Source organism: Pseudomonas reactans, from assembly GCF_013387025.1.
GTDB lineage: Bacteria > Pseudomonadota > Gammaproteobacteria > Pseudomonadales > Pseudomonadaceae > Aquipseudomonas > Aquipseudomonas reactans.
On sequence record NZ_JACAQP010000036.1, the window covers coordinates 305,333 to 317,224 of the forward strand.

Consider the following 11,892-nt stretch of genomic DNA (forward strand, 5'->3'; position numbering starts at 1 on the left):
CTTGACGGGCAACCTCGAAAAAACCGGAAGCAAATGCGAATAATTATTTATTGGATGCTGGCTCGGGGCCAACCACGATCAGCCAGGGCGTGAAGGACTGCACCCGTATCGGCAACGTTTGCGCGAGTAATTGCAAGGCCTGGTCGCTGTCGTCCAGGGGGATCACGGCAGACACGCGCAGGTTTTGCAGTGCGGTGCGATCAAACTGCACGTGGCCGCTGCGGTGCCGGGCGATTTCGTCCAGCACGTCGGGCAAGGGCTGGTTCTCCACCACCAATTGATGGCGGCGCCAGGCTTCGTTGATGCTGCTCGGGTCGACAGTGCCCGCCAAGCGGACCTGGTTTTTGTGCAACAGGGCCCGCGACCCAGCATCGACTTCCAGCGTCTGCTGGCCGTTTGCGCTTTGTGCCGCCACGCGCGACTGGAGCATGATCAGCACCGTGACATCACCTTCGCGCTTGACCACGAACCGCGTGCCCAGCGCACGCAACGTGCCTTGCGGCGTCTGCACGACAAATGGCCGAGTGCTGTCGTGGGCGACTTCCACCAGGATTTCGCCTTGCAACAGTTCGATGCGACGCTGCTGGCCATCGAAATGCAGGTTCGCCGCGCTGATGCCATTGAGGGTCAGTGTCGAACCGTCCGCCAGTTGCAGGGTTTGCCATTGGTTCGGGCCATTTCGCACATCGGCCATCCATTGCCGCGGATAGGGGCTGATCAATAAGGCCGCTGCCGGGATCGCCAGGCTGCACGCCAATACCAGCGCGCGCAGGGCGTGCTTGCGGCGACGGGTTTTCGGCTGAGCAAAGGCCGCATCCAGAGCGGCGCGGGCAGGGGCTTTTTTACCGCGCAGGGCCTGCATTCGCGACACCACAGCTTCCATGCGGGCGGCCGCCGCCGCGTGATGGGGGCCTTGTTGCTTCCAGCGCTCGAACGCCTGCTGCTGGGCCTCGTCCCATTCGCTATCGTGCAGGCGCAGCAGCCATTCGGCGGCTTGTTCTTCGACGTCCGACATGCTCGATCAGGTGTCCATGCTGTGGCTGCAATGCATAAGCGCCTGGATCAGGTACTTGCGCACGGTGCGTTCCGACAATTTGAGCTGCCGGGCGATCTGTTGCTGGGTCATGTCTTCGAGGTAATACAGCACGAACGCCTGGCGCGAGTATTCGTGCATGCCTTCCAGGATAAAGGCGATCTGTTCGAGGGCTTCGAGGGTGGTGTGGATTTGCTCCGGGGATTGGAACCCTTCGAGCGCATCCACCGTCAATGCCAATTCTTGCAGGTAAGCCTGTTCAATCTGCCTGCGCCGCGCCTGGTCGATGAGCAGGCGCCTGGCGGTGGTGCTCAAATACGCGCGGGGTTCGCGAATGCCAGCGACGGACTCACGTGCGTTCAAGATGCGTGCAAAGGTATCGTGCGCTAGGTCGGCGGCATTCTGTCGACAGCCCAGCTTGCGTCTTAGCCAGGTGAGCAGCCAGCCATGATGCTCGCTGTAGAGCTGGGTAATTTCCCGTTGGAAGGGCGGTTCACCCACAGACATAGGCGTGGCTCAAGTGTTATTGAGAATGGTTTTTAATTGTGCGGCCAAGGGGCGGGTAAACGCAATAGACTCGCGTTTGAAGGCGTAGAAGCCCGTTTTTGCGGGGTTTTGTCGTGCCTGAGAAAATATTTCAAATAAATTGCATTTAAATCAAGACATTGCGGATTTTTGGTGTATGATGCCGCCCACACCGAAACGAAGGGTGATTAGCTCAGCTGGGAGAGCGTCTGCCTTACAAGCAGAATGTCGGCGGTTCGATCCCGTCATCACCCACCATTCGTTTTACGTGTTACGCGCAGCGGTAGTTCAGTCGGTTAGAATACCGGCCTGTCACGCCGGGGGTCGCGGGTTCGAGTCCCGTCCGCTGCGCCATATTCGGTCACCTGGAACACTGAACGCCAGGTCACCACAAGAAGCCCGCTCATTGAGCGGGCTTTTTTTCGTCTGCGATTTATCCTCCTTGCGCACTCCCGTTGTGCACTGCCTATTTGTCTTGAACTGTGCGGGTGCGTCATGACGTGGGGGAATACCCCCATGCACATTGGTTGATTGCGCCCTCGGTCGCTTAAACGTTTATCTATAGCCACGCGAAGACTTCCAGGCGGGTTACCGGCAGCAGGATGCTGCGGGGACTCGCTCTCCAACATAAAAATAGTCTGCAAGGGGAATGGCTCTCTATGAAATATCCACTGCGTCCGTTGGTGTTCTGGCCAACGTTCCTGATCCTGCTGGCGGCGGTGATCGCCAGCTACGTCGACCTGAATGCGTTCCTTGCGGTCAGCAAACAGCTCAACAACCTGATCCTGAAGAACTTCTCATGGCTGTTCAGTGCCGGCTCGTTTGCCATGGTAGTGCTGACCGCGATCGTCTACTTTTCCGCGCTGGGCAAGGTGCGTATCGGCGGTGAAGACGCCCAGCCGCTGTTGAGCAAATGGCGCTGGTTCATGGTGGCGCTGTGCACCACGCTGGCGGTGGGCGTGCTGTTCTGGACCACCGCCGAACCGCTTTATCACCTGTACGGCCCGCCCACCAGCCTGCCGATCGAGGCGGGTAGTTCAGCGGCGAAGAGCTTTGCGATGTCGACGATGTTCCTGCACTGGACCATCACGCCCTACGCCATCTACCTGGTGCCCTCGCTGGTGTTTGCGTTGGTGTTCTACAACCGCCGCAGCAATTTCTCCATCGGCGCCATGCTTGAACCGTTGCTGGGCGAAGCGCGGGTCCGGCGCTATGCCGGGCTGATCGACACCCTGGCGATGTTCGCCCTGGTGGCCGGCATGGCCTCGTCCCTCGGTACCGGCGCGTTGACCCTGGCCGGCGGCCTGGCCCAGTACATCGGCGGTGAAACCACGCCGTTTCGCCTGGCCATCATCATTGCGATCATCGTCATCACCTTTGTCGCCTCGGCCGCCAGTGGTCTGCAGAAAGGCATTGTGATGCTGTCTTCGTTCAACACCTGGATCATGCTGGCCCTGGGGCTGTTCGTGCTGCTGTGCGGGCCGACCCTGTACATGTTCAGCCTCGGCGTCGAGTCGCTGGGCGTGTACCTCGACACCTTCTTCAGCCGCAGCCTGTTCACCGGCGCCGCCAGTGGCGACACCTGGCCGCACAGCTGGACGGTGTTCTACTGGTCGGTGTGGTTTGCCTGGGCGCCGGTCAGCGCGTTGTTCCTCGGCAAGATCGGCCGCGGCTACACGGTGCGTGAATTTATCCACATCAACATGCTCTACCCGGCGTTGTTCACGGCGGTGTGGATCTGCATCTTCTCCGGCACCAGCCTGTACTTCGATGCGCTGGGCGACGGCAGCCTCAACCGGGTGCTGAACGAGCAGGGCGTGGAACACGTGCTGTACCAGATGTTCCAGCAACTGCCGGCCAGCGGCCTGATGATCGCGTTCCTGTTGTTTGTGGCGTTCATCTCCTTTGTCACTGCCGCCGACTCCAGCACCGACGTGATCGCCAACCTGTGCAGCAAAGGCGTGACCGCCGACTCCGACCTGGACGGCAATCCGATGTTGAAGATTGTCTGGGGCGTGATCATCGGCTCGGTGTCGTGGGTAATGGTCTCATTCGTCGGCATCGACGGCGTGAAGATGCTCTCCAACCTCGGAGGTCTGCCGGGCATGATCCTGGTGTTGCTGGCCAGTACCTCACTGATCTTCTGGTTGAAAAACCCCGCATTGCTGGATGTGAAACGCCTTCAGCGGACCCCCGAGACGGAACTGCGCGGCGCCAGCCCGGTGCCGGATTTCGCCCGCTGATCGATTGAACCGCTGTAGGAGTTACTGATGGAAATCGTCACTGAATTTGCTTACACCGTGCGCGAAATCGAGCACTGCCTGATCCCCTTGAAGGACGGCACGCAACTGGCCGCCCGTATCTGGCTGCCGGAAGTCGCCGGCCTGCAAACCTTCCCGGCAATCCTCGAATACCTGCCGTACCGCAAGCGCGATGGCACCGCCGTACGCGATGCGCTGACTCACCCGTGGATGGCGGGGCAGGGCTATGTGTGTGTGCGGGTGGACATGCGGGGCAACGGTGAATCCCAGGGCCTGATGGCCGATGAATACCTGCTGCAGGAACAGGAAGACGCCCTCGAAGTGATCGACTGGCTGTGCCGGCAACCCTGGTGCGACGGCAATGTCGGCATGATGGGCATTTCCTGGGGCGGCTTCAACGGCCTGCAAGTCGCGGCGCGCCAGCCCGAAGCGTTGAAAGCGATCATTACCCTGTGCTCCACCGATGACCGTTTCGCCGACGACATCCATTACAAGGGCGGCAACCTGCTGATGGAGAACTTTGGCTGGGCCGCCACCATGCTCAACTTCAGCGCGGCGGTGCCGGATCCTGCGCTGGTGGGCGACGACTGGAAAGACCTCTGGCACCAACGCCTGGACGCCATGCCGTTGCTGGCGGAAACCTGGCTGCAACACCAGACCCGCGATGACTATTGGCGCCATGGCTCGGTGTGCGAGGACTATTCAAAGATCAAGGCGGCCGTGTATGCCGTCGGCGGCTGGGGCGATGCCTACCGCAACACCGTTTCGCGCCTGATGCAAAACCTGCCGGGCCCGAAGAAAGCCATGATCGGGCCGTGGATCCACAAGTACCCGCATTTTGCCGTGCCGAACCCGGCCATCGGCTTCCTGCAAGAGGCCAAACGCTGGTGGGATCACTGGCTCAAGGGCTTCGATAACGGGGTAATGGATGACGCAGTCTGCACCTTCTACCTACAGGATATTCTGCCGCCGAAAGGCAGTTATGCCGAGCGGCCGGGGATCTGGGTGCAGACCTCCGGTTGGCCGGATCCGCAGGTGCAATGGACTGATTTCAGCCTCGGTGAACAGGGCCTGAAAGCAGGATCAGAGCCTTTGGCGGCGCCGCGCAGTATCTGCTCGCCGTTGACCACCGGCCTGCACCAGGGCGAATACTGCGCCATCTGGTTTGGTCCCGATGGCCCGACGGATCAACGCCGCGATGATGCCAACTCGCTGTGTTTCGACTCCCCGCCGCTGACCGAGCCGCTGGCGCTGCTCGGCGATGCACGTCTCACGCTGCGCCTGGCCAGTGACACCGCCTGTGGCCAATTGGTCGCCCGGCTGAATGCGATAGCTCCGGACGGGCAAGTCACCCAGATCAGCTACGGTGTGCTTAATCTCACACTACGTGAGGATTTTTCCCAGGTAACGCCGGTAGCCCCCGGTGAACCCATGGACGTGCAGTTAAACCTCGACCACATCGGCATGCGCCTGCCCGCCGGCTACCGTTTGCGTCTGGCGCTTAGCACGGCGAGTTTCCCGTTACTGTGGCCGAGCCGCGAGCTGACCACCCTGACATTGCTGCCGAGCCTGCAAAGCCTGCAGCTGCCGATATTCAAAGGCGAGGCGGTGGACTGCCCGTTCGAAGCGCCGCAGTCGGCTACGCCGGTGGCGATGGAAGTCCTACGTGCTGCTGCGCCGAAACGTACGTTGATCGAAGACGTGGGCAGCGGCGAAGTCTGCGTGAAAATCGAAGATGACCTGGGGTCTGTGCGTTTTACCGACCACGGCTTGTCGGTGGACCAGCGTTGCACCGAGCAATACCGCACCTTGCCTTGGGATCCGCTGTCGACGCGCGCCGATATCGAATGGCATTACCGTGTCGGCCGCGACCAGTGGGCCGTGGAGGTGGAAAGCCACTTGAGCGTGCACGCCGACGCCGAGTGGTTCTACATCGAAGCGGAGCAGACCGCCTGGGAAAACGGCCAGTTGGAACACCGTCGGCAATGGAGTAAACGCGTGGCCAGGGTCGCGCTCTGAGCAGGCAACTGGCAGGATGCACGCCAACGTGATCTCTGCGGGCCTGGGGTAACCTGGGCCCGTCATTGCCAATGGACTTGCTCATGTCGCGCCGAAACGTCGATCTTCCTCCCCTCAATTGCTTGCAGACCTTCGAAGCGGCGGCCCGCCATTTGAGCTTTACCCAGGCGGCCCATGAACTGAATTTGACCCAAAGCGCGGTCAGCCGCCAGGTCAAACGCCTCGAAGAAGATCTCGCCCGCCCGCTGTTTTATCGGCTGGCCCAAGGGTTGAGCCTGACACCCGCCGGGGTGCGTTATTTCCGTACCGTCCAACGCCTGTTGCGCGAGCTTGACCGCGAGTCCGCCGAATTACGCAGGCGCGGTGCCGATCGCCAGTTGACCCTGGCCAGCACGCCCACCATCAGCTCGATCTGGCTGGCCGGTCTGTTGCCGCAGTTCCAGCGCGACCACCCGGACCTGGATATCCGCATCCTGTGCAGCGAAAGCCCCAGCCACCTGGATGTCAGCGAATATGACCTGGGCCTGTTCTACCACCTGGATGAACTGGCGGCGCCCCACGGCCTTGAGCTGTCGCCGGTGTTCGACAGCGAACAGGTCATCACCGTGTGCAGCCCGGGCTATCTTGAACGCCATGGACCGATTCGCGACCTGCATCACTTGTTGCACGCTCATACCCTGCTGATCGTCGAGGACCACCATCACGATTGGCTGACCTGGGCCGACTGGTTTGCCGATGCGGGCGCCGATTACTACTCGCCGCGTCATGCCTTACGCACCAACAGCTATCAACTGTTGATGCAATCGGCGGTGATGGGGCACGGCGTCGCCCTCGGCTGGAAGCGCTTGCTGGACAGCGACCTCGATTCCGGGCGCCTGCAAATGGCCTTGCCCCACAGCATGCACAGCCGCGGCCGCCTGCACTTGATGCAGCCGCATCACCGCAACCCGCCGGCGGCGGTGCGCAGTTTTCGTCAATGGTTGCAGGCACGAACGGCGCAGGCAGAACAGGCTGGCTGAGGGTCAGTGCTGGCCGGTTTTTTTCTTTTTGGTCTGGCGTGTCGCCAGGTGTTCGAAGCAAAAAGACGCGGTGCCGAACACGGCGATCAGGGTCAGTACGATCATGCCGAGGGTTGAGCTTTCCACGGTGATTTCCTACGGGTGATGGGGTAGGTGCTCACGGTAGAGGCGGGGTGAAAACGGCTCAATAGACCCGACGCAATCCTTACGCCGTCGGGCCCATTGTTACGCACTCTTTACGGGGCGTTGCGGCTGTGGCGGTAATCGCTGACCGCCTCGTACACCGCCTTGCGCAAGCGGTTGATACCGCCAATAGGGCGATGTTCCGCTACACCAAACCAAGGGTTGAACGACTGGTTGTCGCACGCCAGGTTCTGCTCGGGGGTGTCGAAATCCTGCGCCGGGATGCGTACCTTGGCCACGGTTTCATAGGGCGCATCGCTCTCCTTCCATTCGATGCTGGTGTCTTCGATCGGCATGAATTTCTGCGGGTTCTGCCGCTGGATCTGCAGCACGAAACACGCAGGCACGCGGTCGGTGGACAACTGCTGGCTCAAGGCGCTGCGCAGGAAGTTCGGCAGGTCCTGGTTTTGCTTGGGCAACACGTACTCCGGGCAGCTCTGCGGGTCGGGCGCGACGCGGAACTTGGCGTTGGCCGCGCCGAACTTGTAGGGCGACACCGAAAAGTAGGTGGTCTGCGTCGGGCTGGCCGGTGCGGGCGCCAGGGTCGCCAGGGCGATAAACAGATGACGCACCTGCCAAGTCCGTGGGTCGGCCTTGGGGAAGAACGCCAGGACTTTCTTGCCATCTGCTTGCGCGCCGATGTTCTGCGCGTACTCGGCCACATCGCTGACAAAGAAGTTCGGGTGGCTGAACATCACGAAGTCCTGTTCCGTGCGCGCCTGCTGGTCGGCCAGCAGTTGCTTGCCCGGCACGTCCAGCAGCTTGAGCGCCATGCCCCGCGCATCACGGATGCTGTCGAACTGCGGGTAGGCGTTGCCGTTGGACAGCCGCATCATCGCCTGCCAGGTCTTGCCCGGTTCGGCGAACACGCCTTGGCGCAATGCTGGATCAAGATCAGGTACCACGCTGACCTCGGCCTTCACGCAACCATGGGCCTTGGCATGGGCATCGCGCAGGTAGCGCGTGCCTTCACGGTGCTGGTCGACGATGCGCACCGCCGTCTGGATAATGCCTTGGGTCATCGCCGCTTCGCCGGGAGGAATCTGCTCATTCGGCGACACCGGGCCACTGTGTTGCCAGGCGTACCACGCGCTGGCACCCAGCCAACCGAGCAGGCCGAGGCCCACCAGCCACAGCAGGGTCTTGCCCAGAAACGCGCCGATGCGCAGCCACAGGCGGGCGAGCAGGGAAGGTCGGTCGTAGGGGGATCGAATCATCATGGCAGTTGTTGCTCCAGCGGGCCGCCCAGCACTTTGAGGTATTCCAGCAGCGCCCAGCGTTCCTGCGGCAGCAGGCCACGGCCGATTACGCCGTTGCCACGACTGCCGGCACGGAATTCGTGACCGCTGTTGTGGTTGCCGGTGATTTTGGTATCGAACAGGAAGGCATTCTTGAACGCACCGGTTTCGAAGCCGAGGTGGCGCGGGTCGTAGTTGAAAGTGCCTTTATAGAAGGTGGTGCTGCGCTCGTCCTGGGGCGAGAGCAACTGGTAGATCGTCGGCACCGAACCGTTATGCAGGAACGGCGGCGTCGCCCACACGCCGGCCAATGGCCGCGCTTTATAAGCACGCAGCTCACGCACGCCGATGGGCAGGCCGTAACCGTCCAGGCGCGGGCGCTCGGCCGGGGTCACGCCGGCGGCGCGGTAGGCATGTTCTTCGACGAACGCGGTGACGTAGGCCAGGCCCTTGGCCACGGACAGCTTTTTCAGGTCCAGCGGCTCGGTCGGCGTGGGGTGCAGTTCGACGTTGAGTTTGGCCAATTCCGCCAGGTCCCATTGCAACGCGCTGAGGTCGTAGCGCTGATCGGCGATGTTGCTGGCAGTGCCGGGGTCGGTGCCGATGTAGTCCACCGGCAGCATTTTTAATTGTTGCACCGGGCGGCCGCCTTCCTGGGTGACGCTGGGCACATGGCAGCCGGCGCAGTTTTCGGCGAAGAGTGCACGGCCTTGGGCGGCGAGCGGTTTGTCGATGCTGCCGAACAACTCTTCGGGCCAGGTCGGTGGCTTGAGGCGTTGCAGGGTTTCTTCAATCAGGTTGAGGTCGCGCACGCGTACGCTGGACGGGTAGCGCGCATCGCCTTGGAGTGGCTGGCCGGCGTCGTCGAAAAACGCCAGGGTCGCCCCGACACCCAGGGCTTCGCCGATGTTGCGCGCCATGGGCTGCTGGGCCGAACCGTTCCACTGCACCCAGTCGAAGGTCCAGATGTCCCACAGTTGCGGGTAGTCCACCGGTGCATTGGCGACGCGATAGTTATCTGGGGAAATGGCATCGCCAAAGCTGGCGTTGGCGATACGGCCGAACGCGTCCGTACGGCCAGGGCCTTCTTCGGTCGGGTAGAGGCGACGGTGGGTGTCGTTCCAGGCCACCTTGAGGAACTGGTTCAGCGACTGCTTGAAGTCCTTACGCAGTTGCGTGTGCTCGGCGTCGTAGCGATCCCCCAGCACCTGGCGGGCGAAGCGCTCGAACTTCCACGGGTTGTAATAGGTGGCGGTGAGGCTGGCGACCAAGGCCTGGCCGAAACTGCCGCCGCGCAAGGTTGGCACGCTGGAGGGCAGCACGTGCTGGGCGGAACCGCCGTCGATACGCAGGGCCTGGTTTTTGTAATGCAGTTCGCCGGTGTGGCAGGCGGCGCAGGTGATATCCAGGTATTCAACGTTGCTGCTGGCGTTCTTATGCCGGGCGAAACCCACGGGCAGGTTGCCGGGGTTTTGCGCGGTGGGCACCTGCTTGGGGTCCACCAGGAAGCCGAAGCGTGCCAGATACTCGGGCGTCGCGAATCGCTGTTCGGAAAACGGCAGCTCCAGGGCAGTGAACCAGTCGTAGTGCAGGCCTTTTACCTGGGTGCCCTGGGGCGTGAAGTAATAGGTCTGGCGGTCGGCGGCAGTCCATTGGTCCTGGTAGTGCACCTGCTCCACGGGCACGTAGTCCGGCAGCTTGGGGTTGACGGTGTAATAGAGCACCACGGCCAGGGCGATGCCCAGCAGGGTGAATATCAGGAGTAAAACACGGGAAAAAATGCGCAAGATGGCTATCCTTGTCTCGGTCTTGTCGAGTTGTCGCGATGTTATGCCACTACGCCACAGGTGCGGCAAGTGGCCATGAGCCCGGTAGTGGGCGGTCCCGCGATCCTTCGCGGGCCTCCATCATGAATGAAAATGCTTTTAAACACGTGAACTTATCAGAAGTTTCCTGCTCACATGCCGGTAGCCATTGGTCGTGGCCGCCTGATAAGCTCGCGACTTTATTCGAATGCCCTATTGGCGCATGAACAAGGAAATAGCATGAAACAGCATCGGTTGGCGGCGGCGGTGGCCCTGGTTAGCCTGGTACTTGCGGGTTGTGATTCGCAGACCAGCGTAGAGCTGAAAACCCCGGCGCAGAAAGCTTCCTACGGCATCGGCCTGAACATGGGCAAGAGCCTTGCCCAAGAAGGCATGGATGACCTGGATTCCAAAGCAGTAGCCCAAGGCATCGAAGATGCCGTCGGCAAAAAAGAGCAGAAGCTCAAAGACGACGAACTGGTTGAAGCGTTTGCCGCACTGCAGAAGCGTGCTGAAGAACGCATGACCAAGATGAGCGAAGAGTCGGCAGCTGCCGGCAAGAAATTCCTCGAAGACAACGCCAAGAAAGACGGCGTCGTCACCACCGCTTCCGGTCTGCAGTACAAGATCACCAAGAAAGCCGACGGCGCCCAGCCTAAGCCGACTGACGTGGTGACTGTGCACTACACCGGCAAACTCACCAACGGCACCACCTTTGACAGCTCCGTGGATCGCGGTAGCCCGATTGACCTGCCAGTCAGCGGCGTGATCCCAGGTTGGGTCGAAGGCCTGCAACTGATGCACGTCGGCGAGAAGGTCGAGCTGTACATTCCTTCGGACCTGGCCTACGGCGCACAAAGCCCAAGCCCAGCGATCCCAGCCAACTCCGTGCTGGTATTCGACCTGGAGCTGCTGGCCATCAAGGACCCAGCCAAGGCTGACGCTCCTGCTGCACCGGCTGCCAAGAAGTAACAGGCGCCTGAACACACAACGCCCCGTCTCGACGGGGCGTTGTTGTTTCTGGGGATTGCAAAATCCGAGCCCGCGAACATCCGATCGAACGCCTGCAACCTGCAACAGTCTGATATAAGACTCGAGTACGGGTAGCCGCACATCAACGCCAAGTCAATGAAATCTTGGGTTTTTTTTCAGTGCGCAAAAAACGCCCGATCTGACTGCAAGCCTTTTAATACGTGGCTTTCAGCGCAGAAAATAGGCTCTGTTCACAAGGTTATCCACAATTTGTGTGGATAACCTTTTATGTCGCCTGGAACTGGAGTGACCGATGAAACCACCCTTCAATTTCACCCGTTTCCTGCCCATGGCCGCACGCCTCCTGGGCCGTGGGCGCTTGCCGACGCTGCTGTTCGCCGTCGCCGCCAAGGGATCGAGCCAGGGTAATCGTCTGGGGAAGCTCAAGGATGATCTCAAGTTGCTCCAGGCCCTGTGCCTGGCCTACTGGCGTGGCGAATACCGGGCGATCAGTCCCAAGGCGCTGATCTCGGTGGTGGCGGGGCTGATGTACTTCCTGAGCCCGATCGATGCGATCCCGGACTTTATCCCCATGTTCGGCATGCTCGACGACATTGCCGTGCTGGCATGGGTCATGAAGACCCTCGACGGTGAATTGAGCGCCTTTCGCGCCTGGCGTGAGGCTCAGCGCCCGGAAAAACTCGCCGTGGTTGAGCGCCTGCCTGCGACGCCGGCCCTGCTGGCCAAGGAACACCCGCAAAAAAACGCATGACGTGACTATCCCCCTGCGACCTTTAGGGCTGTTAGGATTACACTCCTAAGGAAACTCTGAAAAAG

General features: G+C 61.1%; 10 protein-coding genes and 2 tRNA genes. 7 read left to right on the plus strand and 5 right to left on the minus strand.

What is annotated here, in order from left to right; all coding sequences use genetic code 11:
• Nucleotides 1-43: 43 nt before the first annotated feature.
• On the minus strand, nt 44-1,015 hold the full coding sequence (locus HX793_RS26890) for a FecR family protein (protein WP_177097136.1): 972 nt from the start codon (nt 1,013-1,015) through the stop codon (nt 44-46).
• A 6-nt stretch (nt 1,016-1,021) separates the two neighbouring features.
• A complete protein-coding gene (locus HX793_RS26895) occupies nt 1,022-1,540 on the minus strand; it encodes a sigma-70 family RNA polymerase sigma factor (RefSeq protein ID WP_016980273.1) in 519 nt (172 codons plus the stop codon).
• A 200-nt stretch (nt 1,541-1,740) separates the two neighbouring features.
• Between HX793_RS26895 and HX793_RS26900 the strand changes: the two genes are divergently transcribed.
• From HX793_RS26900 to HX793_RS26920, 5 genes are all read left to right on the plus strand, one after another.
• Nucleotides 1,741-1,816, plus strand: a tRNA-Val gene (locus HX793_RS26900).
• Nucleotides 1,817-1,835: 19 nt separating this feature from the next.
• Nucleotides 1,836-1,912, plus strand: a tRNA-Asp gene (locus HX793_RS26905).
• Nucleotides 1,913-2,217: 305 nt separating this feature from the next.
• Nucleotides 2,218-3,801 (plus strand): BCCT family transporter, encoded by a 1,584-nt coding sequence (locus tag HX793_RS26910; protein ID WP_016980272.1) that lies wholly within the window; start codon nt 2,218-2,220, stop codon nt 3,799-3,801.
• Nucleotides 3,802-3,828: 27 nt separating this feature from the next.
• Nucleotides 3,829-5,838: a CocE/NonD family hydrolase gene (locus HX793_RS26915; RefSeq protein ID WP_177051958.1), complete on the plus strand. Its 2,010-nt coding sequence runs from the start codon at nt 3,829-3,831 to the stop codon at nt 5,836-5,838.
• A gap of 83 nt (nt 5,839-5,921) precedes the next feature.
• Nucleotides 5,922-6,857 (plus strand): LysR substrate-binding domain-containing protein, encoded by a 936-nt coding sequence (locus HX793_RS26920; protein WP_177051960.1) that lies wholly within the window; start codon nt 5,922-5,924, stop codon nt 6,855-6,857.
• Between the two features lie 3 nt (nt 6,858-6,860).
• Here HX793_RS26920 and HX793_RS31450 read toward each other — a convergent pair whose 3' ends face one another.
• From HX793_RS31450 to HX793_RS26930, 3 genes are all read right to left on the minus strand, one after another.
• Nucleotides 6,861-6,983, minus strand: coding sequence for a hypothetical protein (locus tag HX793_RS31450; protein WP_256348291.1), 123 nt, complete (start codon nt 6,981-6,983; stop codon nt 6,861-6,863).
• A 110-nt stretch (nt 6,984-7,093) separates the two neighbouring features.
• Nucleotides 7,094-8,260 carry a catalase family protein gene (locus tag HX793_RS26925; protein ID WP_177051962.1) on the minus strand — a complete coding sequence of 389 codons (1,167 nt, stop codon included), beginning with the start codon at nt 8,258-8,260 and terminating at the stop codon, nt 7,094-7,096.
• Nucleotides 8,257-10,065, minus strand: coding sequence for a di-heme-cytochrome C peroxidase (locus HX793_RS26930; RefSeq protein WP_177051963.1), 1,809 nt, complete (start codon nt 10,063-10,065; stop codon nt 8,257-8,259). Before HX793_RS26930 ends, HX793_RS26925 begins: the two co-directional genes overlap by 4 nt.
• A gap of 258 nt (nt 10,066-10,323) precedes the next feature.
• Between HX793_RS26930 and bamJ the strand changes: the two genes are divergently transcribed.
• Together bamJ and HX793_RS26940 are read left to right on the plus strand one after the other, a co-directional pair.
• Nucleotides 10,324-11,055: a BamJ family beta-barrel-assembly machinery protein gene (bamJ, locus tag HX793_RS26935; RefSeq protein ID WP_033897692.1), complete on the plus strand. Its 732-nt coding sequence runs from the start codon at nt 10,324-10,326 to the stop codon at nt 11,053-11,055.
• Between the two features lie 313 nt (nt 11,056-11,368).
• Entirely contained in the window at nt 11,369-11,827 is a 459-nt protein-coding gene (locus HX793_RS26940; protein WP_016980261.1) for a YkvA family protein, read from the plus strand.
• Nucleotides 11,828-11,892: the final 65 nt, after the last annotated feature.